General features: G+C 35.8%; 18 protein-coding genes. 11 read left to right on the forward strand and 7 right to left on the reverse strand.

From position 1 onward, the window contains the following. Positions 1-125 precede the first annotated feature (125 nt). The 3 genes from DHU68_RS11145 (at position 126) to DHU68_RS11155 (ending at position 4,248) form a co-directional block, all read left to right on the forward strand. Positions 126-1,316: a pyridoxal phosphate-dependent aminotransferase family protein gene (locus tag DHU68_RS11145; protein WP_108823066.1), complete on the forward strand. Its 1,191-nt coding sequence runs from the start codon at positions 126-128 to the stop codon at positions 1,314-1,316. 91 nt (positions 1,317-1,407) lie between these two features. Then, on the forward strand, positions 1,408-2,712 hold the full coding sequence (locus DHU68_RS11150) for a gliding motility-associated C-terminal domain-containing protein (RefSeq protein WP_108823067.1): 1,305 nt from the start codon (positions 1,408-1,410) through the stop codon (positions 2,710-2,712). A gap of 69 nt (positions 2,713-2,781) precedes the next feature. Then, positions 2,782-4,248 (forward strand): hypothetical protein, encoded by a 1,467-nt coding sequence (locus DHU68_RS11155; protein WP_108823068.1) that lies wholly within the window; start codon positions 2,782-2,784, stop codon positions 4,246-4,248. Positions 4,249-4,268: 20 nt separating this feature from the next. Here the strand turns inward: DHU68_RS11155 and DHU68_RS11160 are convergent, their stop codons facing one another. Continuing rightward, complete coding sequence (locus DHU68_RS11160; RefSeq protein WP_108823069.1) at positions 4,269-4,655, reverse strand: energy transducer TonB; 387 nt, start codon at positions 4,653-4,655, stop codon at positions 4,269-4,271. A 15-nt stretch (positions 4,656-4,670) separates the two neighbouring features. Further along, on the reverse strand, positions 4,671-6,668 hold the full coding sequence (gene dnaG, locus DHU68_RS11165) for a DNA primase (RefSeq protein WP_108823070.1): 1,998 nt from the start codon (positions 6,666-6,668) through the stop codon (positions 4,671-4,673). Between the two features lie 337 nt (positions 6,669-7,005). Between dnaG and DHU68_RS11170 the strand changes: the two genes are divergently transcribed. From DHU68_RS11170 to DHU68_RS11190, 5 genes are all read left to right on the forward strand, one after another. Then, positions 7,006-9,222, forward strand: coding sequence for a glycoside hydrolase family 2 protein (locus DHU68_RS11170; RefSeq protein ID WP_160111124.1), 2,217 nt, complete (start codon positions 7,006-7,008; stop codon positions 9,220-9,222). A 140-nt stretch (positions 9,223-9,362) separates the two neighbouring features. After that, positions 9,363-9,959, forward strand: coding sequence for a hypothetical protein (locus DHU68_RS11175; protein ID WP_160111125.1), 597 nt, complete (start codon positions 9,363-9,365; stop codon positions 9,957-9,959). Positions 9,960-10,065: 106 nt separating this feature from the next. Further along, positions 10,066-10,428, forward strand: coding sequence for a BlaI/MecI/CopY family transcriptional regulator (locus tag DHU68_RS11180; protein WP_108823073.1), 363 nt, complete (start codon positions 10,066-10,068; stop codon positions 10,426-10,428). 19 nt (positions 10,429-10,447) lie between these two features. Then, a complete protein-coding gene (locus tag DHU68_RS11185) occupies positions 10,448-12,694 on the forward strand; it encodes a M56 family metallopeptidase (protein ID WP_255412489.1) in 2,247 nt (748 codons plus the stop codon). A gap of 93 nt (positions 12,695-12,787) precedes the next feature. After that, positions 12,788-14,086: a lipopolysaccharide assembly protein LapB gene (locus tag DHU68_RS11190; protein ID WP_108823074.1), complete on the forward strand. Its 1,299-nt coding sequence runs from the start codon at positions 12,788-12,790 to the stop codon at positions 14,084-14,086. A 3-nt stretch (positions 14,087-14,089) separates the two neighbouring features. On the opposite strand, the gene recG is transcribed toward DHU68_RS11190, so the two are convergent. Continuing rightward, positions 14,090-16,186, reverse strand: coding sequence for an ATP-dependent DNA helicase RecG (gene recG / locus DHU68_RS11195; RefSeq protein WP_108823075.1), 2,097 nt, complete (start codon positions 16,184-16,186; stop codon positions 14,090-14,092). Positions 16,187-16,479: 293 nt separating this feature from the next. Here recG and DHU68_RS11200 point away from each other — a divergent pair, with 293 nt between their 5' ends. From DHU68_RS11200 to nagB, 3 genes are all read left to right on the forward strand, one after another. Next, entirely contained in the window at positions 16,480-17,304 is an 825-nt protein-coding gene (locus DHU68_RS11200; protein WP_108823076.1) for an ROK family protein, read from the forward strand. A gap of 48 nt (positions 17,305-17,352) precedes the next feature. Continuing rightward, the gene (locus tag DHU68_RS11205) at positions 17,353-19,341 is read left to right on the forward strand and encodes a glucosamine-6-phosphate deaminase (protein ID WP_108823077.1); all 1,989 of its coding nucleotides are present in this window, start codon (positions 17,353-17,355) and stop codon (positions 19,339-19,341) included. A gap of 96 nt (positions 19,342-19,437) precedes the next feature. After that, complete coding sequence (gene nagB, locus DHU68_RS11210; RefSeq protein ID WP_108823078.1) at positions 19,438-20,235, forward strand: glucosamine-6-phosphate deaminase; 798 nt, start codon at positions 19,438-19,440, stop codon at positions 20,233-20,235. A gap of 55 nt (positions 20,236-20,290) precedes the next feature. On the opposite strand, the gene DHU68_RS11215 is transcribed toward nagB, so the two are convergent. The 4 genes from DHU68_RS11215 to DHU68_RS11230 form a co-directional block, all read right to left on the reverse strand. Beyond that, entirely contained in the window at positions 20,291-22,306 is a 2,016-nt protein-coding gene (locus tag DHU68_RS11215) for an LTA synthase family protein (protein ID WP_108823079.1), read from the reverse strand. A gap of 68 nt (positions 22,307-22,374) precedes the next feature. Next, complete coding sequence (locus DHU68_RS11220; RefSeq protein ID WP_108823080.1) at positions 22,375-23,475, reverse strand: FISUMP domain-containing protein; 1,101 nt, start codon at positions 23,473-23,475, stop codon at positions 22,375-22,377. A 135-nt stretch (positions 23,476-23,610) separates the two neighbouring features. Next, on the reverse strand, positions 23,611-25,668 hold the full coding sequence (locus DHU68_RS11225) for an acetate--CoA ligase family protein (RefSeq protein ID WP_108823081.1): 2,058 nt from the start codon (positions 25,666-25,668) through the stop codon (positions 23,611-23,613). 64 nt (positions 25,669-25,732) lie between these two features. Beyond that, on the reverse strand, positions 25,733-26,524 hold the full coding sequence (locus tag DHU68_RS11230) for an inositol monophosphatase family protein (RefSeq protein WP_108823082.1): 792 nt from the start codon (positions 26,522-26,524) through the stop codon (positions 25,733-25,735). Between the last annotated feature and the right edge of the window lie 465 nt (positions 26,525-26,989).

Below are 26,989 nucleotides of genomic sequence, written 5' to 3' on the forward strand. Positions count from 1 at the left end.
AAATAATTATTACAAAAAGTACCTAGTCTTATTTTTTTTAGCTATTTTTGCAGCCTGCATTTTTGTGAGATTATGTGTTCTTAACAAATGCAGTTATAATAATATTACTTTGTTATAATTTGAATATGAATTTATTAACTGATAAGTTATATCGGTACGATGCAGCACGAAACGCAAGAGCTGCGGGGATCTACCCTTATTTTAGAGAAATCCAGAGCGACCAAGATACTGAGGTTATCATTAATGGTAAAAAGGTATTGATGTTTGGATCAAATGCCTATCTGGGACTAACTAATCATCCGAAAGTGAAAGAGGCAGCTATCGAGGCTGTAAAGAAATATGGAACCGGTATGGCTGGATCACGTTTCTTAAATGGTACTTTGGATATTCACGTTGAGCTAGAGAAAAAACTAGCTAAGTTTGTAGGTAAAGAAGATGCTATTGTTTATTCAACTGGTTTTGGAGTAAACGAAGGTGTTTTGTCTTGTATAACAGGACGTGAAGACTATATCCTCTGGGATGAATTAGACCATGCTTCTATTATTGAGGGAGCAAGAATCTCTTTTTCTACTAAATTGAAATTCCGTCATAATGATATGGAATCTCTGGAAAAGCAACTGCAAAGATGCGAGCCTGATAAGGTTAAGCTAATTGTTGTTGATGGAGTGTTTAGTATGGAAGGTGATGTCGCAAATCTACCTGAAATAGTAAGATTGGCTAAAAAATATAATGCCAACGTAATGGTAGATGAAGCACATAGCTTAGGCGTTTTAGGCTCTAATAATAGTGGTAAAGGACTTGTAGAACAATGTGGACTTGTTGATGATGTTGATCTTATCATGGGTACATTCAGTAAGTCTTTGGCTTCTATTGGAGGTTTTATTGCAGCTAATGAAACAGTGATAGATTATTTACGTCACAACTCAAGATCATATATCTTTACAGCTAGTATAACTCCGGCTGCAACTGCTGCTGCAAGTGCCGCTTTGGATATTCTGATAAGTGAGCCTGAAAGAATAAAGCATTTGTGGGATATTACTCATTATGCATTGGATGGTTTCCGTCAGATGGGATGTGAAATAGGGCATACGTCTACACCTATTATACCATTGTTCATCAGAGATAATGAGAAAACGTTTATGATAACAAAAATGCTTTTTGAAGAAGGAATTTTTGTGAATCCGGTAGTGTCTCCAGCTGTATCTCCAGCTGATACCTTGATTCGTTTCTCATTGATGGCTACAAATACTAAAGACCAAATAGATATTGCATTTGATAAGATAGAGAAAATATTCAAAAAAATGGGTGTTCTTTAAGTCACTCGTTATAGAATATAAATCTTTTATAAAATATCAGAACCCTCTGTCCGTTAAAAGATAGAGGGTTTCTTTCTTTTAAGATGATTTTATGAAAAAGTTACTTCTATTGTTACTTATAAATGTATTTACCCATTCTTTATATGCCCAATATAAGGTGGAGGGTGGAGTAGGTAAACTGTATGAATATACAGAAGATCTGAATGGGGCAGGAATAGAGAAGATATGCTTGTTAAATACTTTGTCAGGAGCGACCATTACTTATACATCTTCGGCTGTTTCTGTAAAGTTTTATCGCTATAAAGAGTCGTTGACAGATAAAGAAGAGTTAGAATATTCTTATACGTCTTTGGGAAATGAGACTACATATGTTGTTTCAGGTCTACTTGATGGTTATGGTTACTTTGTAGAGGAGAACGGAAAACCAAAAGATGCTGTGTGGATTATAGATTACTCGCAACATCAGCCTGAACTTATATCTATTGAGACCATAGAAAATGAAGATAAGTGTGAGAATCTGAAATTATCTGTACAAAAAAAAGACGAGTTGCATTATTTTTCTAAGAATGGTGCTAAGAGGTCAATTCCTCGCAGATATACATTGTCTTATGATAAGAGGGAATGGAATGCTGAGGAGAAGAGCTTTAAAGAAGAGAGAATAACACTTGATGAAAAAGAAATAGGTACCGAGGTGCTTATTGAAGCCCCTTTGGTTGATACGAAGTTCATTTTGGAAGGAGATCAGTTTGCAAGGCATTTTAATATGCTTAAGAAAATAGAATCTCAGCCCTATACTGCTATAGCAGTCAAAGCCTATATCGAGGCAGAGCAGGAAAGGCGTGAGTCAAATAATGAAGTGGGTGGCGACAATGAATTGGGAGGTTCTGCTCCTGTTGTAGTCAATTTTAAAGGTCATGGAAATGAACCTCAAGTAGCTTATTATACATGGTTTATATATAATTTGAAAGATCCGGAAACTCCAATAGCTAGGTATACAGATAAAGATATTCGCTATACATTTAACGAATGGGGAGACTATCTTGTTAAACTCGAAGTGGCTGAGCAATCGTCGATGTGTGTGGATACAACCAGTGTATCTTTCAGTATTTCTGAATCGTCCTTAGAGGTTCCAAATTATTTTTCACCAGGCGACTCTCCCGGATCTAATGATGTGTTTAAAGTAGCTTATAAATCTATTGTCAAGTTTAAATGTACAATCTTTAATCGCTGGGGAACAAGATTGTATCAATGGACAGATCCGGCAAAAGGTTGGGATGGAAAGTATAAAGGGAATTATGTGAATACAGGAGTATATTATTATGTAATAGAGGCTGAAGGCTCGGAAGGTAAAAAATATAAATTGGGAGGCGATATAAATATTTTGCGTAGTCGTTAGTTGAACCAATCTGTATTCTTTTTAGAAGAAATATTTTATATTTGAAGTCTAGCTAATTTCACATTATTTATGAAAAATATTCTTTCCCTATTGCTTCTAATTGCATTTCCTATTATATCATTCTCACAAGAAGTGTATAATTTCACAGGATTGCAAGGAATAAAAACAAGTAACGGAGATGTATATCTTGAATTTCGTGGCTATGATATTTACACAACTTCAGTTTCGGCTGATCTGATTACTGTGACTTCCAACGAGACTCTCTCTCGAAAAATACAATTGGGAGAAGTATATGCCGATTATAATGAAGCTGTAGGCAATGCTTATTGTCGGATTGTAGAATCAGAGATCCCCTCGGAACATGGACTAGGAGAGAAAGTGAATCAGGCTCTTTATTTTGCTAATAAATTAGGAGGAGAGGTTGTAGTAATACAGTTCAAAACATATAATCAACGAGATTTTGTAATAGAGCGAGCTTTCGTTCAGGCTTTTTTAGAACAACGATTAGATAATTTCATTTCAGATAGTTGGTCTGCAAGTACGATAGACTTTGTCGGTCAGAAAATTCAGTTAGGATATGAGTGTGTATGGACAAGACCACATAAGGTAACATGTGGAGATGCTCAGATTTCGTGGTCTGAATTTCTTACTAAAGAAGAAGCAATATTAGATATTGACAATCGAATCCGGATCTTCGATTCGATTCTTTACTCTATTATTGAAGAAAATGATATAGAGGTTCTTTTTGAAGGTGTTCCTACCATAGCGAGAAGAGTAGTATTTCGCAATATGAAAAATAATGATGAACCATATCAGATTTATTATTATCTGGCTCAAGGGCTCAGGGGGCGATATGTTAGTTGTGTTTTACGAAATCCTGCTTATAATCAGAAAGAATATGGTCTTGCGGCATTGTTGCAGCAGGTAATGAGCATTCCCTATTTACCTGATGATGCATATCATGCTTCAGAGGTCGATTATTTTGAGCGTGGAGACGATGATGATTCATTCTCTCCAGAAATAGAAATTCAAGCTAGCTCGTGGACTCCACTTGCGAAATTGAGTGATGCTTTTGGTTATGCACCTACTCTTGGACTCGTATTGAAATTTCCGGTTAAACATCAAATTACAATTGATATAGGAGCTCAGTTAGGTCTTCCTCTGAAAAAAGGGAAGTTTGATTATAAGATGGATGGGAGCTATTATGAGACAGAAGGAGACTTCCTTTTTAATATGTCATTACGTTGTAGAAAATCGAAAACTTTTTCAAAAAAATATAGATTCAGTACTTATCTTGGTATTGGTCTTAATGCTTTGCAGACAGATGTTGAGAAATGGGACTATGAGGATGATCAAAATAAAGTTGAATCAATTGAGACAGTTGATGTTTTTGGTGGTGTGAGTCTTCAGTATAAGAGAATGAGTGTTTTTGCCGAATACCATTATACTCCATACAATATTGCAAATAAGGTGAAAAGCAATTTCGGTCACAGCGCATTAAATATAGGATTGGCTTATTCTATTACCTGGAAATAGAGCTTTAGAATAATTCTTTTTTACCGTAAGTGTATCAGCATAGGAAGAGTGTAGTAAACATCAACAGTTTTTCCGTTCTGTTTGCCGGGGTTCCAATCAGGCATCATTTTTACAACTTTGATAAGAGAGTCTGCCAAAGGATTACCCATGTCCTTTACTTTTTCTATATCTTTGATTTTCCCTTTTTTAGATATAACAAACCGGAGTACTATACGGCTTTGTATAGCATATTCTTCTCCTATTGCAGAGTATCTTAGATTTTTATGTATGAATTTGTGCATAGCAGCTTCTCCTCCCGGATAAGATGGCATCTGTTCTACGACAGTATAAACTTTGTTGTTTGAGGAGCAGTTGTATATTAAGAATATAGTAAAGATACAGGTTAATGTCTTGATGATGTTTTTCATGATAAATCTTTTTTATTACCACTTTGTAATTATTCGTTCGCCTAAAGCTTTCGCTAGGGCTTTTCGAACATTCTCTAAATCTTTAATCTGTTGCATCAATTCTATTGCAGCATCCCAATTCCCTTCTTTTTGTTTCTCTTCCATTTGTTCTTTAATTTCTTTTAAACGATCGAGAATATAAGCATTCTTTAATTCGGTTAGAACTCGTGGAACATTTTTAATAAGTTGTTTTTCTTCCGCCAGAGGAGTGTCTTCTTGTTTGACATTCTCTCCAAATTGCTTAGTATGTACCTTGCTTAAGTGGTATCTGTCACTCATCAGGTTGACAGCAATCTTGCTTATATCCTGATTGGGGTGTGCCAGAAAGTAACGGCTAGGATCGAAGTTCGGGTTTTTACTACTTTGTTCTACAGCTTCAATTAATATCTGCGAATATAGAGGGTGTTTAAACCATAGTCCGTCTCGCTCTAAATCAAACTTGATATAATCAAGTACACTTGGAGACTCTGAATTGATATTATCTGTTGGTTCTTCAGTTAGAGGTAACATGCCGTAACGGATGATATAATATAGAATAGAAAGTTCAAACCGTTCTATAGGATTCCGTTTTGAGAGAGCTTTGGTGTTGCGGATGATTGGCTGAGATAAGTCGTTTGCTGCAGCAGACTGTTCTGGCTCTATTCTTTGGGGAGCAGCCTTCTCTATATGGTTCAACCTTTTTTTGTTGACCTCTTGGATGAGAATTCGTTCATCTATATCCATCAATAGGCTGCAGTCTCTGATGTAGACAGTGCGTATAATATTGTCAGGGATGACAGCAATGCTATTTACTATATCAGAAATCAGAGTTGCTCTTTTTATGGGATCATTTCCAGCTTCATCTAGTAAAAGCTTTGTTTTGAAACGCATAAAGTCAACCTCATTCTCTTTTATAAAACTAATGAGAGATTCTGCATTTTGTTTACGGGCGAAAGAGTCTGGGTCTTCTCCATCAGGTAGAAGCAGAACTTTTATATTCATTCCTTCTTCCAGTAATAGGTCTATCCCTCGCAGAGCAGCTTTTATGCCAGCAGCATCACCATCATATATAACAGTGACATTGTCGGTAAATCGATGTATTAATCGAATCTGTCCAGGTGTAAGTGCTGTTCCAGAAGAAGCGACAACATTCTCTATCCCTGCCTGATGCATTGAGATAACGTCTGTGTATCCTTCAACCAAGTAACAGCATTCTGCTTTAGTAATTGCTTGTTTAGCAAAGTAGATTCCGTATAGTTGATTCCCTTTGTGATAGATGTCACTTTCTGGAGAGTTTACATATTTTCCCGTATTCTCGGCTTTTTTTAGAATACGACCACCAAAGGCTACAACTTTTCCCGAAAGACTATGGACAGGAAACATAACTCTTCCTCTGAAACGATCTATCAAATAATTGTTATTCTCTCCTTCTATTGTAAGTCCGGTCTTTACCAGATACTCTTTCTTATAACCGTTTTTTAGAGCTTCTTGTGTAAAAGCATCTCTTTGTTCGAGACTATATCCAAGTTGGAACTTATTAATTATATCTTCTCTAAAACCTCTCTCTTTAAAGTAGCTTAGACCAATAGTTTTTCCTTCAATATGATTGTGGAGTGTGTTGACGAAGTAATCACGTGCATAATCATTTAGGATGAATAGGCTTTCGCGCTCGTTGTATGCTTGCTTCTGTTCGTCAGTTAACTCACGCTCTTGAATTTCTATGTTGTATTTTTTTGCGAGAAATCTCAATGCTTCAAAATACGACAATTGTTCATGCTTCATGATGAAGTGAACGGCTGTACCTCCTTCTCCGCATGCAAAGCATTTGCATATATTCTTAGCAGGTGATACATAAAAAGAAGGGGTTTTGTCTTGGTGAAACGGACATAATCCGACAAAGTTTATACCTCTTCGCTTAAGTGTCACAAATTGAGATACTACGTCTGTTATTTCAGCAGCATCTATTATTCTGTCTATGGTAGCTTGATCAATCATATTTTACAGATACGAAAGTAGTAAAAAAATACCGAAGCTGATGTTAAATAGTTGTGAATGGTGGGGTAGACATGATGAAGTCCTTTGCCATAGTGTCTTATGAATATATATGAGCTTGTCCATGTGCTTAATGGTCATATTTTGTTGTTATTTGAACGGTATTTTCAAAGGTGTCTAGTTTTATAAAGCGATTTTTGTAACGTGAAATACTCAGTATTCTAATGTGAACATTTTAATTTATCATGAAAAAAATCAAATTATCTTATTCCTGTTATTTTGTTTTGTAATTCAGACGTCAATTTCTGCTCAGAAGTGGGAGATGAAAAAGGCTCGGATAATGACTTCCTGGTCAGAAAATATTGATCCTAAAAATGTGCTTCCTGAATATCCTCGTCCTCAGATGGTGCGGAATAATTGGATAAACCTTAACGGAGTTTGGGATTTCACCCAAGTAAAGGAAATGACATATAATCCTTTGCAAAAATATGATCAAAAAATATTGGTGCCATTCCCTATGGAATCTGCTATTTCTGGGGTGATGAATACAAATCATATGGAAAATAAAGGGAAAGTATTTGCTTACCGCAAGAAATTTTCTATTCCTAACAAAATGAAGAAAGATGATATCCTTCTACATTTTGGTGCTGTAGATTGGAAATGTGAAGTGTATGTTAATGGAAAGAAGGTTGGTCTTCATACAGGAGGTTTCGATCCATTCTATTTCAATATAACAGATGCCGTGGATCTAAAGAAAAAAGAGCAAGAGGTTGTTGTGTATGTTCAGGACTTTCAGGAGTTTGGAGGGCAGCTTCACGGGAAGCAGAAGATTGGTGAGAAAGTGATTTGGTACACACCGGTAACCGGTATCTGGCAAACAGTGTGGCTAGAGTCTGTGCCTAAAAGTTATATCGAGAAACTAGTCATTATGCCTAATATAGATAATGAAACAGTAAATGTAAAGGTATTAGGTGCTAATGTTAAATCAGGGCTAAAAGCAAGAGTAAAAGTTCTTGATGGTCAGAATGAAGTAGCCTCTTTGGATAATGTTGCTATTGAAGAAGAGGTCACACTATCTATATCGGATATGAAATTGTGGAGCCCGGAATCACCATTCTTATATGATCTGATAGTTGAGTTGAGAGATAATGGAAAAACTATAGATAAGGTTGATAGCTATTTCGGTATGAGAAAGATAAGTGTTGATTACTTCAATGGTAAGCCAACCATGTTTTTGAATAATAAGCACTATTTCCATTATGGGCCTCTCGATCAAGGATATTGGCCTGATGGTATCTATACAGCTCCGACGGATGAAGCACTTAAATTTGATCTGGAGAAGATAAAAGAGTTTGGAATGAATATGTCTCGCAAGCATATAAAAGTAGAACCTGCTCGTTGGTATTATCATTGCGATAAAATGGGAATTCTTGTTTGGCAGGATATTCCTAATCCGGGTTTTGGAGAAGATGGAAAAATCATGGGAGATGGTAGAAATCTTAGAGAAAATTTTCATGACGAGATGGTAAGGATTATGAAGTCGTTGGGAAATCATCCATCTGTAGTGATGTGGACAGTGTATAACGAAAGTTGGGGGCAACCGGATGAAGCTACTTCAAAGCTAAGTCTTGATATTGCTCGTGAGGCGGACTCTACTCGTTTGATAAGTATTGCAAGTGGATGGAATGATTATGAATATGGTGATATTAAAGATACACATTGGTATCCAGAACCCAATGTTTTACCCAATCCTGTAAATAAAAGAGTGTCAGTGTGTGGTGAGTATGGAGGTATAACGTTGATTGTCGATAACCATCGCTGGATTGGAGGAAGCGACATGAAATACACTCAGGTATATTCTTCCGAAGAATTGAAAGATAGATTTGTGAACTTTACAAATCAAATTCTAGGTTTGCAGGCAAATGGATTATGTGCAGCAGTTTATACTCAGATCACAGATGTGGAAGATGAAGAAAACGGGTTGATTACTTATGACCGTAAAGTTGTGAAAGTGAATGAAGAGCAAATGGCTGAAATAAGAGAAGCGATTCAGAAAAATTATTCGCACACATCTCTACCGATAATGCCTGTTTCGCAAGCTGGGAATATGGTTAGTAAATGGCGTTATAAGATACAAGCAAAATCGTTTGATAATCAGTTTTGGAAAGAGACTTCTTTTGATGATGCCACATGGGCTGAAGGTTTTGCCGGCTTTGGGAATGGAGGGCTGCAAGGTGCAAGCGAAAACACGAAGTGGAATTCTACTCATATCTATTTAAGAAAATTGTACAGCTTTGATACTTTGAAAGCTACAGATATAGATAAACTGGTGATGCAGGTGTTTCATGACGAAGATTGTGAAATTTATATTAATGGAATTCTTGCTGCTAAGCTTTCTGGATATACAAACAGATACGAGTTTGTCGAAATAAGTAAAGAAGCTAAGAGTAGTATAAAGATTGGAGAATCTAATCTGATTGCAATAAAATGTAAGGATGCAGAAGGTAGTCAATTTATCGATTTAGGATTTAGTTTAGTAGGTGTTCCTATTGAATAGTTTAGGTAGAATGTTTTTTTAGTTTTAGATCGAAAGGCATGAGTGATTTTCTCATGCCTTTTTTCTTTTTCATAAGGGTTTTATTAGTGTAAATGTATATCTTGTAGTCAGTTAATCTTTTATATCTAAAAACTTATATTATGAAAAAAAGGATTTTAATTACTTTGTTAATTTTCATCTCTGTTGCTATTTCAATGTTTGCAGGAGATAATCTGCCCGAAGAATTTACTGAATTGTTGAAACGCACTAACTTGACTTATGAAATACCCGAAGATTTTGTAGAGGTAGAACCTGTTGACAATTCTCACATGTTGTATGAGTATGCGATAAAACATCCTATAGAAAAGTTTGAGGTGCGTTATGCTATTAGGCCTATTGATGAGATGTTAGTTGAGTATAATGAATGGTCTAAAAACCCCAAAGAAGGAGAAACTCGGTTAGATCCTAAAAATCTCTATCCGGCTATAGGTCAAGCTGTGAAATTAAATATTTCGGACAAGGAAATTAATGGTGGCTCTTTGCCTGAAGAATCTCTTAAAAATGATTTTGGAGCAGATGCGGGTATGTCATATTTTGTAATGCCACGCGAAGCATTTTCTAATGGATATAAGCATACTATGATGATTGCTATAAATAAGAAAGAAAAAGGAACTGCTTTTATCTTTTATATGTTTGATGATCCTAAAATATTCGCTCAATTAGCAATGCCGATATTTTATAATTTACGTTTCGAGTAATTGTTAATAAAATATAAAATGATATTTTGATCAATAAGTATTATTGGATAGTTATTATTAATAAGTATATTTACGAAAAGTTAGTAATTATACGAATTGATAGATTATGGAAAAATTGACTCATCAAGAAGAAACAGTGATGCTTCACATTTGGCAGTTGAAAGAGTGTGTAGTAAAAGATATTGTTAATGAAATGGACGAACCGAAGCCTCCTTATACAACAGTAGCTTCTATTGTTAGAAACCTGGAGCAAAAAGGGTATCTTAATTCAAAGAAATATGCAAATGTGTATGTTTACACTCCCAAAGTATCGGAAGATGAATATAAGAACCAGTTTATGTCAAATGTGGTGAAAAGCTACTTTGAAAATTCTTATAAAGAGTTGGTTTCTTTCTTTGTGAAAGAAGAAAAGATTTCGGAGAAGGAACTCAAAGAAATCATACGAATGATAGAACGAGGAGATTCCTGAATAGCTAAATCTTATTGTCATGGATAACACAATCGCTTTATATTTGATCAAATCCTCAATAGCATTAGCTCTGTTTTATGGATTGTACATGCTATTCCTGAATAAGGATACTTTGTTTGGAGTACGTCGGGTTTATTTTTTATTTGCAATTCTTTTCTCTGTTGTTTTCCCTTTATTTACAATAGAGTTATCTCCTTTGCAAGATGTGGGTGCGGAACCTCCGATTTATACTTATTGGCTGTCTCAAATAGAGGTTGGAGCTGTTGAGGTAGAAACTGCGCCTAGTTACACTGTAGATGGCTGGACAATACTCAGTTTAATAATAATTGGAATATCTGCTTTCCTTGCTTTCCGTCTTATTGTTCAGATGCTTAGTGTTATACGACTAAGAACCAATAATGAGTCTTACCGGGTGTCCTCCTTTCGTATTATTGAATTAAAAGATACACAGATGACTCCATTTTCTTTCTTCAAGTGGATATTTGTAAATAAAGAGTTTCAGAACGAAGAAAAGCTTAAGGAAATTATTGCTCACGAGCATGTGCACGCTCGCCAGTTCCATTCCATCGATGTTGTTCTCTATGAATTACTTTGCATTGCCTTTTGGTGGAATCCGTTTTCCTGGTTGTTAAGGAATGAAATGAAGTTAAATCTAGAATATTTGGCGGATGAAGGTGTTCTCAGTGCTGGGTTTAATTCTAAGGAGTATCAATATATATTACTAAAAGTATCAAATAAAAACACAGGTATACCAATAATAAATAATTTCAACGTATCACAACTTAAAAAACGAATTACCATGATGAATAAAAAACGAACTTCAATAATCTCTGTGGCAAAATATATGATGGCCTTTCCTTTGGCTTTCGTGTTGCTATTAGGGAATGCAGTATATGCTTCTCCTACAGAATTTACAAATATAATCGACGAATTCAATACTGTTGAAAAAACAACCGAGAAGAAGCCAATGTTTGTCGGAGGAGAAGATGCGATGTATAAATTCTTGATAAATAATTTAAAATACCCGATTGAGGCTCAGGAGACTAATATAGAGGGGAAGGTTTCTGCAAAGTTGAAAATTAAAAAGACTGGCGAAATAGCTTCCATAGACTTGACAGCCAAAGCTGATGAAATGCTAAATAAGGAAGTGAAAAGAGTTTTGAACGAGATGCCTGTATGGGGCAAAGGCGAAGCTGGTACGGATGTTGATTTAGCATTCTATTTTAAAATTAAAGGAAATGGTACAAAACTACCACCTAAAGAAAAAGGAGAGTTAGATATTGTTATTATGGCATATGGGCCAGCTAAAAAAGGTATTGCTGGAGAAAATCAGGATAAGCAAAAACCTTTCACAATTGTTGATCAAATGCCTTCTTATCCCGGTGGAGAAGAAGCTATGACTAAATTTATATCAGAAAATCTAAAATATCCGATTGAGGCTCAAGAAGCAGGTGTCAGTGGGCGAATCATAGTTCGCTATGTTGTCTCAAAAACAGGAGAGATTAAGGATGCGGTTATTGTAAGAGGAATTAGTTCTGAATGTGATAAAGAGGCTTTGCGTGTGGTTAATGCTATGCCAAAATGGGTGCCAGGAAAACAAAAAGGTGAAGCTGTAGATGTTTATTATACGCTACCAATTGTATTTAGATTGAATAAAGGTGCAGAGAAAGCGGAAAAAGTAGAAGTCGCTCAATTGCAAAAAGGAAATGAAAGTTCTAGTGGTCTAAAACCTTTCACAATTGCAGAGCAAATGCCTGCTTATCCTGGAGGTGAAAGTGCTATGCATAGGTTTGTCGCAGATAATCTAAAGTATCCTGTTAAGGCTCAAGAAGCTGGTATTCAAGGACGAGTGACAGTTCGCTTTATTGTAACAAAAACAGGGGAGATTAAGGATGCGACTATCGTAAGAGGAATTAGTCCCGAATGTGATAATGAAGCTTTGCGTGTGATAAATGCTATGCCAAAATGGGAGCCTGGAAAACAAAATGGGCAGGTTGTTGATGTTTATTATACACTGCCATTAGTATTCAAGTTGTCAAGCGGTACAGATAAGGGGGAATATGTACTTATATATGAAGATAAAGAAGTAAGCGAGGATGAGGTGAAAAAAGAAACAGAAAGACGACAAGCAGAATTGAAGAGTGAAGGAAAGGAATTGATTGCAATACAAAAAGTTCTAACAGAAAGCCAAGCTAAAGCAAAATATGGAGATAAATATAAAGGGAAAAAAGTTGTGCTTGTGTCTTATAGTACCAAGAACAATTAATACTTAGATTTATTAATAATACGGACACTTACTTTACAAAGTGTAAAGGCGGATATTAAATGTCCGCCTTTATAGATAATAAACAGATTGCTTATGAAATATATAATTGTAATTTTACTTCTGATTTTGACGCCGATAGGTGTTTTTGCTCAGGATGACACAAGTATTCTGGACGAGTATTTAAATACTTATCAGTATCAAAAGGCATTGGATTATATTGATAAGCAGGAGGCAAGTGTAGAGTTGCAAATTAAGAAAGCCTTATGCTATAAAGCTTTAGGGGAATATTACAAAGCGATAGAAATTCTAGTTCCCTTATCAGATGAATATGAAAAGGATATACAGATAAAATTAAATTTAGCTGCATGTTTCGAATCGATAGGTAGGAGTCAGTCAGGACTTGAATACTACGATAAATTGATTCGTTTAGACTCAACTAATGTCTATTTTAAAAATCAGAAAGCTGATATCTTGTATCAACAAGGTAAGTATCGGGATGCTTTATCTTTGTTTCAGCATATTTATTTCCTAAATAATTCTCCCTCAGCCTTGAAAAGAGCGGCTCAGTGTTTCGATAAAATGAATATGGTCGATAGTGCTAAGGTTTATTTTATGGAAGCTTGGGATAGGAATGCTCTGGATGCTTTTGCTGCAGCTAATGTTATTAATCTATCACTGAAAACAGGGAGCGTATTAGAAGCAATAATTTATTCGGATCGGTATATTGCAATAGATTCTACCGATCATCAGGTGAACTTGTTGAATGCGTTGTCTTATTATACGGCCGATAATTATGAAGAGGCGGTCAGTCGCTTTACTAAATGTTATTTAGCTGGGGATAGCTCTCTGGTTGTTACCCGAAGTTTAGGAATTTCTCATTATTCGCTAAATGAAAGTTCAAAAGCTATTCCTTATTTAGAGTCGGCATATAGAAATGATACTACCAATAATAATGTATTGTATTGTTTAGCCCTATCATATAAGGATATGTCAGAATATGAATTGGCGATACCTATGTTGCAAAAGTTGCTAGACCGTACAATTCCTCCCAATCTAACGTTATATCTTTATTATAGAAATTTGGCAGAATCTTATAGTAGTTGGAGTGATGCTAAAAATGCAAACATTAACTATGAGAAAGCTTTGGATTTTGCCGATGAAGATCAGAAAATGAATGTTTACTATCTTTTGGCAAACCTAAATGAATATAAAATAAGGGATAGGAAAAAAGCTTTTTCCTATTATCAGTTATATAAGGATAGTCTTATTGCTTATATTGAAAGATTAAAGAATAAAGGTGGAGATGAGTCTAAAGAAATAGCTAGATCTACTCAAATACTGAAAGATTTGGAAAAATTCATAAAAGAATTAGAAGCTAGTAGAGAGAGATAAGTGTTAACTTATTAATCCCCAGTTATATTTATTGCCGCTGAGTTTTCTTAATTGTTTCAAGAGAATGCGATTGTCTGGCCTTTCTAGCTGAGGGTCTGCATCAAGTATATTCTGAGCAACTTCTCTTGCATATTGCAGAATTTCAGAGTCGCGTACGAGATTAGCTATTCTCAGGTTAAATGGAATTCCGCTCTGTTGAGTTCCCTCCAGATCGCCGGGACCTCTTAATTTAAGGTCGGCTTCGGCAATTACAAATCCGTCGTTGCTTTCCACCATAATGTCTATTCGCTTGCGTGTGTCGGCAGAAAGTTCGTATGGAGTTACCAAAATGCAATAAGATTGGTCTGCTCCTCTGCCAACTCGACCTCTTAGTTGGTGAAGTTGAGAAAGTCCAAATCGTTGAGCTGATTCTATAACCATTACAGATGCATTAGGAACATTCACCCCAACTTCGATAACGGTAGTTGCAACCATGATTTGAGCTTCGTAGTTGACAAAGCGCTGCATCTCAGCATCTTTTTCTTTCGGTTTCATCTTTCCATGCACCTTGCACACAGTATAATCAGGAAAAACTTCCTTTATATGTTCGTATCCGTCTTCCAGATTTTTCAAGTCTAACTTCTCACTTTCTTCTATCAGCGGATATACGATGTAAACCTGTCTTCCCTCTTTCAATTGTTTTCGGATAGATTCATACAACGACCCTCTTTTTTTGTCGTATTGATGAATTGTCTGGATTGGCTTTCTTCCAGGAGGAAGTTCATCAATAACCGAAACATCCAAATCTCCGTACACAGTCATAGCCAGTGTTCGTGGAATTGGAGTGGCTGTCATGACCAATATATGAGGAGGATTGACGTTTTTAGTCCAAAGTTTAGCCCGTTGGGCAACTCCAAACCGGTGCTGTTCGTCTATGATGACAAGTCCTAAATTTGCGAATTGCACAGTGTCTTCTATCAAGGCATGAGTGCCTATGAGTATTTGTAAATCGCCAGTCAGGAGATTGGAATGTATTCTTTCTCTATCGGCCTTTTTAGTAGAGCCTGTCAATAGCCCTATATTAATATCCATCCCTTTCAGCAGTTCTTTGATGGATAAATAATGTTGTGTAGCTAGTATCTCTGTCGGCGCCATCATAGCTGCCTGGAAGCCGTTGTCTAGAGTAATGAGCATCAGCATGAGGGCGACCAATGTTTTACCGCTTCCTACATCACCTTGAAGCAGGCGGTTCATTTGCTCTCCGGTAGCCATGTCTTGCCTGATTTCTTTGATTACCCGTTTCTGAGCATTGGTTAGTTCGAATGGTAAATTTTGTTCGTAAAATTTATGCAGATTATCACCCACTTTGGAAAAGATAAATCCTTTTAATTTAGACTTACGATCGGCAGTATATCTTAAAATATTTAACTGTATATAGAACAGCTCTTCAAATTTTAAACGGTGCTGAGCTTCCCGTAGCAATGTTGCATTTTCGGGGAAATGAATATTTCTCATCGCTTGCTTGAGGCTCATCAAACGAGCTGTCTGTATAACTTCGTCGGGTAATGTTTCCGTTAAATTTCTCACAACAGAGGAAAAAGCTGAAGCTATTATTTTCTGAATCGCTTTAGAGTTCAGATAATGATTTTTCATCTTTTCTGTTGTGTTGTAATAAGGCATTAATCCTGTTTGTCTTTTTTCTTCATTTATGTAAGGGTCGATATCGGGGTGTGCTATATTAAATTTATTCCCAAAAAGCGTAGGTTTTCCAAAAATGATATAAGGAGAATTCACTTTGTATTTGTCTGTAATAAAACGTGCTCCTTGAAACCATACCAAGTCAATGAAACCTGTTCCATCTGTAAAATGAGCAACGAGTCTTTTACGTCTTCCCTCTCCAAAAGTTTCGAATGCGGTAATCCTTCCTTTTAACTGTATATAAGGCATATTCCCATCTATTTCGTGGATGAAATAAATACGGCTTCTGTCTATGTATTTGTATGGGAAGTAATAAAGTAAATCCTCTACTGAAAATACTTCGATTTCTTTATTTAGTATTTCAGCTTTTTTAGGCCCAACTCCGGGTAAGAACTTTATGTCAGTTTGGGAATAATCCAGCATTGCTCTAAAAAATAAATTTTATTTGTAAAGTTAAAATATTTTGTTCTATTGTTATAATTTATTCGTATTTTAGGTAATTCTTAGTCTGAATTTTATTTTTTTGATTTAGAATTGAAGAGAGTTTGTTGACCGTAGGTAAATGAATTTTGTTTAAAATGTTAATTAACATTTAGGGTTGTGGTTTTCGTTTTTTCATGTATATATTTGTAATGCCAAGTAATGAAACACAGTGTTGACCCTAAAAGATTAAGAATGTTGTCTTTTAGTTTTAACTTTAAAATATTCTTTAATTTATGAGGATAGGAGTGGAGATGGATGGAAGCTATTTGCGACTGGCTATTGTTGATGGTGGTCTGGTATATCGTAAAATAGTGGTGCCTACTAAAGCTAGTGAGCCAAAAGAAGTGATTATTGCTCACATGATCGAAATGATAAAGCAAATTTTTAATTCTAATATCCGCGGAATAGGTATTGGTCTTTCTGGTATTGTGAATAAGGATGAAGGTTTTTCAAAAAAATCTATCAATATATCACATTGGGAAGATGTTCCGATAAAAGACATTCTTGAAAAGGAATTCAACGTTCCGGTATTTGTGAATAATGACTGTAATTGTTTCGCTTTTGGGGAACGTTATTATGGACAAGGTACAATGTATAAAGATATTGTAAGTCTAACCCTGAGTTTAGGTGTTGGAGCCGGTGTCATTATTAATAATGAACTGTATTATGGCAATAGCGCAGGGGCAGGAGAAATCGGTTTTCTTAGCTATCTTGATGCCAATTATGAGTACTATTGCGGGCAGCGATTCTTTATTCGGAATAATACTACAGGGCAGGAAGCATATAGTCTGGCGATGCAAGGTGATACACGCATGATAGCTTTGTGGAAAGAAATAGGTGGTCATATAGGAAACTTGATTAATACTGTATTATTTACTTATGACCCTCAGGCTATTATTCTTGGAGGAGATTTGGCTGTCGGTTACGAGTTTTTCAAGGAGTCTATGTATAATAATATAGCACAATTTCCATTTAAGGATACTTTGGCTAGAGTGAAGATAACATTGAGTCAAAAAGAAGATGTAACCTTGATTGGGGCGGCATCGTTAGTCGTCTGATAATAATTGATAAATAAAAAACTAAATACTTTTAAAAAACTCTTTAATATGAGACTAGATTTAAGTTCCCAGATTGTATTGGATAGGGTTCCACAGCGGTACTACCATCCTGAAAATGAATTTGAGCTATCTGCATTGAGTCGTTATGAGAAAATTACGACAAATGCTTATGAGTCTTCTGTCGAAGCTTCGTTGTTTCTTGCAAACAAATTGGCAGATAAAATAAGAAAAAAACAAAAAGAAGGAGCTTCTTTCGTTCTAGGATTGCCTGGAGGCCATTCACCTCAGACAATCTATCAAGAGTTAATCCGATTGCATAAAGAGGAAGGGTTAAGTTTCAAAAATGTGATTGTATTCAATATTTATGAGTTTTACCCACTAGCTACTCAAACAAATAGTAATCTTCAATTACTAAAAGATTCTTTACTTGATCATATAGATATTGACCCTAAAAATATATATTCTCCTGATGGATTTATTCCTAAAGAGGAAATATTGAACTACTGCAAAGAATATGAGCTAACAATAGAAAAAGTAGGAGGTATAGATTTTCTTCTTCTTGGACTTGGTAGAGGAGGAAATATTGGGCTGAATATAGCAGGATCTAGTATGAGTTCTCAGACTCGTTTAGTCTTATTAGATGTACAGTCGAAAAAAGAAGCAGTAAATACATTCGGGTCTATTGATTTAGTCCCTCCAAGTGCAGTGACAATAGGACTGTCTACTATAATGAGAGCCAAAGAAATTGCTCTGATTGCATGGGGTGAAGATAAAGCGCCAAGTGTGAGAGATGTTGTGGAAGGTGTTATTACAGATGCTGTTCCTGCTTCTTGTTTACAGGCTCATCCAAATGCAAGTGTGCATATTGACCTGAATGCCGCCTATGAGTTGACACGTATCAGTCATCCTTGGTTAGTAACGAGCTGTGATTGGACAAATAAATTGACGCGTAGAGCGTTAGTTTGGTTGTGCTTCAAAGTGAATAAGCCAATATTGAAATTGACAAATAAGGATTATCAAGATAATGGACTTGAAGAGCTTTTGGCTATTTATGGTTCTGCATACAATGCTAATATTAAGATTTTTAATGATCTTCAACATACCATTACTGGGTGGCCGGGAGGAAAACCAAATGCAGATGATACGAATCGTCCCGAAAGAGCTACTCCATTTCCTAAAAAAGTGATTATCTTCAGTCCTCATCCGGATGATGATGTTATCTCTATGGGGGGGACTTTCAGAAGATTGGTTGACCAAAAACATGATGTGCATGTTGCATATCAAACCTCAGGAAATATTGCAGTAGGTGATGAGGAAGTAATACGCTATACAGCTTTGCTTGAAGATGTTCGTGCAAAATATGATCCAAATAACGAGGTGTTGAAAAAGAAATATGCTGAAATATTACAGTTCTTGTTGAAGGATAAAAAAGATGGCGATGTAGATACTCCGGATGTGCTGTTTATGAAAGGGCATATTCGCCGTCAAGAGGCTACAACGGCTTGTCGTTATGTAGGAATGGATACAAATAATGTAAGATTCCTTGATCTTCCATTCTACGAAACAGGGCGAGTAAAAAAGAATCCTATTTCGGAGGTAGATGTAGAGATTGTAAAAGAATATCTTGACTCGGTGAGACCGCATCAAGTTTTTGTCGCAGGAGACTTGGCAGACCCTCATGGTACACATAAAGTTTGTCTGGATGCAATTCTGGCAGCTGTAGACGAACTTAAAAACGAAGGAGCAGAATGGTTGAAAAACTGCCGTTTCTGGATGTATCGTGGCGCATGGGCTGAATGGGAAATAGACCATATAGAAATGGCTGTGCCTATTTCTCCTGAAGAATTAAGATCTAAACGAAATTCTATATTGAAACATCAGTCTCAAATGGAGAGTGCCCCATTCTTAGGAAACGACGAGCGCCTGTTCTGGCAGCGTTCTGAAGACAGGAATAAGGGGACAGCAGAACTGTATAGAAAACTAGGATTGGCATCATACGAAGCTATCGAGGCATTTGTAGAATATCATCCTTTGTAATTATAGAGAATTTTAATTAGTAAACCTTTCGAAAGTAATGATTACCTTTGAAAGGTTTACTTTGTTTTTTTGAAAACTAACTTATAAAACAATATTATGAGATTAATTATTCAACCAGATTATGGTTCTTTGTCGCAATGGGCTGCAAACTATGTAGTGTCTAAGATTAATGCTGCAAATCCAACAAAAGAAAAACCTTTTGTGCTAGGATTGCCTACAGGTTCTTCTCCTCTAGGAATGTACAAGGCTTTAATTAAGCACTATGAAGAAAAACGTGTGTCTTTCAAGAATGTAGTAACATTCAATATGGATGAATATGTAGGGTTGCCGAAAGATCACCCTCAAAGCTACCATTCTTTTATGTGGAATAACTTCTTTAGTCATGTTGATATTGATGCGGCTAATGTGAATCTTTTGGATGGAAATGCTTCTGATCTAGATGCCGAGTGTGCAGCATATGAGGCTAAAATGAAAGCTTTGGGTGGTGTTGATCTGTTTCTGGGAGGTATTGGACCTGATGGACATATTGCTTTTAATGAGCCGGGATCATCTCTATCTTCTCGTACTCGTATCAAGACTTTGACTCAGGATACTATAATAGCAAATTCCCGCTTTTTTGATAATGATGTAACAAAGGTGCCTAAAACTTCGGTAACAGTAGGTGTTGGTACTATATTAGACGCAAAAGAAGTTCTTATTATGGTGAATGGTCATAATAAAGCGCGTGCTTTAGCTCAGGCTGTAGAAGGTGCAGTAAACCAAATGTGGACTATTACGGCTCTTCAGCTGCATCCAAAAGGAATTATCGTTTGTGATGAAGCGGCTACTGATGACTTGAAAGTAGGAACTTACAAGTATTTTAAGGATATAGAGAAAGATAATCTAGCAGTATAAGCGTTGTCTTTATAAGATAGAAGCGGAAGATGTTTTAAATACATCTTTCGCTTTTTTATTCATTCTTTATAGACGACTGGGGTGGTGTCTTTCTTCTGCTAAGATCGTTGTTTAATAGGTAGTTCGCGACTTTAACAGATGCAGAAGCATAGTTTCTGAGACTGTCAAATAAAATAGGGTATTCCTCTAATATGTTATTGGAATTCAGATTCTTATAATCGTATAAAAATTCTTGTCTCGAAATAGTGTTGTAACAATACAAAAATTGCTTATTAATGCAGCCTAGTTTGTCATCATTTGAAAATACTGCATAAGGTCGCTTTTCTTTGAGAAGATCAATACCTAAAGAATTGTTTTCATATTCGATATTAAGAAGCCCCATAATAGTAGGAAATATATCAGCTTGTGTCCCCATTTCCGATATAGTTTGAGCCTTGTCTTCAAAAAGATATGAGTAAATCAACATAGGAACATGATTGAGAGAAAGAGGCATTTCGAATGGTTGACTACCCTCTAGTCGCCCATGATCACCAACAAAAACAAAAATAGTATTCTTGAACCAGTCAGTTTTTTTTGCATTTTCTATAAATTGCTTGATAGAATAATCTGCAAAGTAAACAGCTCTTTCTGTATCTTTTTTACTGATATGCATAAATTCTTCAGGAACATAATATTCCGGATGATTACTGATTGTCATAATGGTGCCAAAAAATAGTTGCCCTTTTTCTTTGTTAAAGATACTTGTAGCATACTCAAATAGATAGTCGTCAGGGACACCCCATGAAGTAATAATTTCCGATTCAGGATAATTCTCTATCGAATGAATTTGATCAATGCTATACCCATTCTTATATAAAAACATATCCATGTTATTGTATGATTTGTTGTGCGAGATAAAGAAAGAAAGGTCATATCCTTTATCTTTTAATACAACAGGTAGCCCCTCGCATCTAGGCGAACTCCCTTGTCCGCTGGCAGCACGATCTTCCATTATGACTTTGTCAAAGTAAGAAGGAAAACCATATAATGTGGAAAATATGCCTTGATTGGTATGCGTAGCTACTGAATAAAAGCTGTCAAAATAGTAAGACTGATTCTTTAATTGGTTTAAAAAAGGTGTAAGATGTGGTGTTTCTGTTAAGTAATAAGATGACATTGACTCCATCAGTACTATAACTACATTTGCTCTTAGAGGATTTCCTTCTGTTTTTATAAATCTTGAAATAGGAGACACAGACTGATTATATTCATTTGTTTTAAAATCAGCTTTGAGTATGGCAAGAGCCTTGTCTAGAGAAGGTGCGAATTCTATTTCTTTATCTTTGAATTCAGGTATAGTTAAGCTTAATATGTAGTTGTATATGGTGTTCGTTGATAATGCATTGGCGAAAGAGCTGGGGCTTAGGTAAGTAGTCCATTCTTGAACAGGTTGCATTAATCCATGTTTTTTTCGTACACCCATAAAGCATAATAAAGCAAATACCAGAAATAGAGATGTGTATTTAATCGTTTTTATAGTATTGTTCTTTTCTGTAACGGTCTTGTATTTTACCCATGCCTTTGAAAATAGGATTGTAAGAAATGCGAAAAGAAGAATGATGATAATATAGAATATATAATATTTGTAATAGCCGACCTCCTTTATAATCATATTATACCCTTCGGTATCGAATTTTAGCCACTCACTAACAGATGTATCAATATGTTTATAGAAGTAATTAAAATATGGAATATCAGCAACTGAAACACCAAAAAGAAATATGTAAGAGAGGATAAAGAAGGTATTGTAAATATACTGAATGATTTTTCTTGATGTGTCAATGAAAAAACAAATTATACCAGAAACCAATATAGGGATAACGGAAATGAAGCTAACTACTATATTATCAATAAAAAAACCTAGAGAGAATGCATCTACAATATATTCACGATTGACATTCTCTATATTTTGTAAATTTGTAATTAGAAGACCAACTCTGATGATAAAGAATAAGAAAAGTGCAAGTATATGTACTTTGAAAATATAAAAAATTAGGGGATATAGTCTCGTGAAGTATTTCTCTAATATCATTGGATGTTAATTTGAAAAAGAAGTTTTTATAAAAATGAGTAGATGTGATTTAATTTCTGAAATCCATTTTATTCATTCTTTTTACAACGAACAGAATAGTATCTGTTAATATGTCCATTGTTATTGTGGATAGAGGTATTTAGAAAAACTCTATTCCTTCCATTTTCAGAAGAAGGTGCATAAGCAACCCAAAAACCAGCTTTTGTTCCATATTCATCAGTTACTTCATAAATGCCATTCCCATTTGTATCTTTCATAACACCAACCATACGGACAGCAAATCCTCCGTCTGAAGCTTTAAGGCTGACACCATTTATATTATCGCTTCTGTTAGGCATAGGGCAAGGATCTATTAGACCAGGACGAAAATTATCGCCATATTGTTGATTAGTACTTGTTGATAATGCGGGTTGAGTTACACCTTTATCTGCGTAATTGTAGTCAAGTGTAGTGTATTTAGTGGTGTTGTTAATGATTTCAGTTTCTAGTTCGTACCATTCTTGTGTTGATGGTACATGCCAGCCATTTGGACAAATGCCCTGAATGTAAATGTTTGTATTGTTTATATCGGTATCGCTCCTCCCATTTGTGGCTGTTTTGAAATCGTAGAAGACTCCCATCCAGGGATAATCTTTTGTTAATTGAGGGTCATTGTTTGGGTATCTGATCTTAATATTGTTATATAATGGCTCATCTGCTTTGTCTCTTATAGGGTCATATGTCTTTGCTGCGAGATTCTGTGTCATCCAAATACCGGCGTTTCCAAACCTACGAGCAAAAAAAGTATTTCCTTCTTGATCTTCAAAAGAAAGGATTTCAGGGTTGTTTCGTTGAATTAAGAATAACCATTGATTCCCATCCCAACTATAAGGGCCAGCTCCTTCCGAAAAGCAATTGTTGATATTGTAAACAATGAGACCAATATGTTTTGGATCTTTTGTCGTTTTTGAATACCCGGATGCAAACATAGGAAATAGATTGTATTCACTAACAAGGTTTACTCTAGGTAGTTGTAGACCTTTTGAAGAATTTGCTCCAATTGTATTCTCTTGTTTCAGGTCTAGTATTGCTCCTTGATTAGGATGAAAATCGGATCCTATAGTTACTTGTCCTTTTATATTTAAGGAAAGAATAACAAAAAGGCTAGCTATGGATAAACTCTTAATCATAATTAAAAAGTAAAGTTTATGTTTTAGTCTGTCATCAGTTTAAAGAATCTCTTTAATCAGAATTGCAAAGAAAAAGAAATTAATGAAGCAATGCAATGTAAACAAATAAGATACTTCTATAAAAAAGTCAATATACTACTTTTCAACTCTGATTCTTGCATCAACAGCAATAACATCCTTTTCGTTTGCCAGCAAAGGATTAATATCCATTTCTTTGATCTCAGGCGTGAATCGTAGCATGACAGACAGCCTTACTATTATTTCTGTAAATAGTTTTTCATTAAGCCCTTTCTGACCTCTTGTTCCTTGTATGATCTTATAAGATTTTAGAGATCGTATCATCGAAGTTGCCTCATTAAAGCTCAAAGGTGCTAATCCGGAAGCTACATCTTTTAATACTTCTACAAATATTCCTCCCAAACCGCATAGTATAATGTGTCCAAATCCCGGCTCATATTTGGCTCCAATGAATAGCTCTTGTCCCGAAAGCATAGGTTGGATCATTACCTCTGTTGTTTCCGGTATATTCATCAATCGTTCAAACTCTAGGCTTAAATGTTCATCTGATCGAATGTTTAAAACGACACCTCCCACATCCGATTTGTGGATGGGACCTACACATTTGGCTACAACAGGATATCCAGTTTTCTTCGCAAATTGGAGAACTTCTTGTTTGTCGTTTGTAACTAGTTCTTGTACCTGGGGAATGCCAGCTGCTTCAAAAAGCATTCTTATGGTATCACTGTCTATATATCCATCTTTAGTTTTGTCAATAATAGACCGTACACGAGGGATGTCAACAGGTATGTCTTCTATCTTGCCTAGTGATGGCGGTGTCCAAGCTGAAACCTTCGACAAGGCATTGGCTAGAGCAAATTCATCAGTAAAGTTCACATGTCCCTGTTTGACAAAGTCATCCATTTCTTTTATGGCTGAAATAACAGAAGGTAGTATAGGATAAATTGGCAATTTGCTCGTTTTTATTTTTTTATCCAGCATATCGTAAGCCTCTGCAACATTGCTAACACCCGGATTTCCATATATGACAGCTATTCCATTGATTTCTTTAAAATGCTTTTCACAAAAATCGATACAAAAAGCCATATGCTCTCCTGTTCCTGTACCAATTATATCAATAGGGTTAGATACTGCAGCGCCAGGTAATAAATGTTTTTTGAGCTCTGCGGCAAGCTCTTTGTTCATTTCAGGTACATTGAGATTTCCTTCCGATAGTGCATCTGTCAGAATAACGGCAGGGCCTCCGGCTTGGGTGATAATTGCTAGGTTTCGCCCTTTCAGTTTTTTTAGCGATAATACAGCTCCAACGTTAGCCAACTCTTCGCGTGAAAAACAGCGGATAATACCGGCTTTTCTGAAAAGAGCTTCTACGGCAGAATCAGAACTGGCGATAGCTCCCGTATGAGATGATGCAGCCCGGCTCCCCGAAGCTGAGCTTCCAGACTTGATGGCTGCTATTCGGCAACCTTTATTAATTAGAGAGGCTGAGGCATGTAGAAAACGATCAGGGTCTGTTATTTTTTCCAGATATAATAATTTAATCTTTGAACTTGTCTCAGGATCAAATTCCTGATCCATGTGTTCTAATATATCTTCTATTCCCACTTGAGCAGCATTACCTATCGACCATGCCGAATTGAATCTTAAACCTATTCGCATTGCGGACTCTATAATATATGTAATTGTTCCTCCCGAACTGGAGATGATATCTACACCGTCAGTCGATAGATTAGGTACAGGTCTGGTGAATATGGATTGATGCTTTGTGTTGAAAAATCCTGAACAGTTTGGTCCTATCATTATAACATCTGCTTGTTCAACTACCTTTGCAAGTTCCTTCTCCATTACGGCTCCTTCTTCCGACTCTTCACTAAAGCCTGCCGAGAATACGATAAATGCTTTTACTCCTTTCTCTTTGGCAAGGAAGTCTACGGTGTCAATACATTGTTTTGCTGGTATAGATATAATAGCTAAATCTGTTTGAGGAATATCTTCAATGCTTTTATATGCCTTTACTCCTTGGATTGTTCCGCCTCTAGAGTTTACAGCATATAACTCTTTGTTAAAAGAGCCGGTAATTAAATTGTGTAAAACACTTCCTCCGGGTTTTAGTATATTGTCAGAAGCTCCTACTACAACAATGCTTCGTGGGTTTATTAATTTATCATATTTCATAAAGTGGCTGTTTAAAAGTTGTAATATAAAGATAACGTTTCGTATAAACAGAACAATAGTTCTCTTAATTAAGTTTCTTTATGTTTAATATCTCCCTGAAGGGCTCATGAATTATCTTGTTTGTTGCAATAATATGATGTGTTTTAGATATGTTTTTGTCTCCATCAAAAGTAGAGACTTTCCCTCCGGCCTCTTTAACGATTATCGCTCCTGCCGAGAAATCCCATGTTTTAATAAAGGCTTCAGCCCATCCATCGTATCTGCCTGCTGCAACATAGCATAACGAAATAGCAGCAGCTCCAGCTATTCGCAAACTTGAAACTTTCCCATAGAGCTTGTCAAATACATTAAGTATAATTGGTTTGTATTCTTCGGCATTGTAAGGAAGGTCTAGTCCGATAAAAGCTTGATCCATATTGTTGTCCGATACCTCTATCTGTTTTCCGTTCAAAAAAGAACCTCCATCTTTCCAAGCATAGAAACATTCGTCTCTACATACTTCATATACAACACCCAATAAAATATTCTCGTCTTGTGCTAAAGCGATGCTCACACAATAAGGAGCATGATTCTGAATAAAGTTAGTTGTGCCATCCAGAGGGTCTATTATCCAGTTTAATCCTGAATTTGATTGTTCTACAGTGCCTTCTTCTGTTATAAAACCAGCCTCAGGCAGTATAACTTTAAGTTCTTTTACAATCCTTTTTTCGGCTTCCTTGTCTACATACGAAACATAGTCGTGCGAATTCTTTTGTAAAACGTTTTCCTTTTTGAACCCTTTTCTTTCTATAATAAGGTATTCACCGGTTCTTTTTGCAATTTCACAGACGCGAGAAGTGATATCTTTTAAGTTCATATGTTTTAAAAATTGAATTTATAATCAAAGATACAAATATAAAAGATATAGTTTCATGCTTAAGAAGTGAATGTTTTAGAGGGTTACTATTTGCTGGTAGACGATATCAGTTATTGCCTGCTGTGAATACTTAGAAGGTGTTTTAATTTTTTTTTATGTTGGCTGTATTTTTTTTATGTTTTACAACATCTTGTATATTAGTTTGATAGTTGCTAGATTTGTAATTCGCCTCAAAATATTTCAAAAAAGTATTGTAAAATATTTGGATTGTAAAGAAATGTTTTCTACTTTTGCACCCGCTTTGGCACTGAAACGGCGACGTTTTTAGGGGTTGAGGCGAAAAAAGAAAGCGATCTTTAAAGGAACTGAAATAACAACATCAAGAGTGTAGTACAAGTATACATATTTTATATGTATGGGAAAAATACTACCGTCAATTTACTTTGATAAATTGAGGACAGGATC

Origin of the sequence: Dysgonomonas sp. Marseille-P4361, from assembly GCF_900343125.1 — a bacterium.
Taxonomy (GTDB): domain Bacteria; phylum Bacteroidota; class Bacteroidia; order Bacteroidales; family Dysgonomonadaceae; genus Dysgonomonas.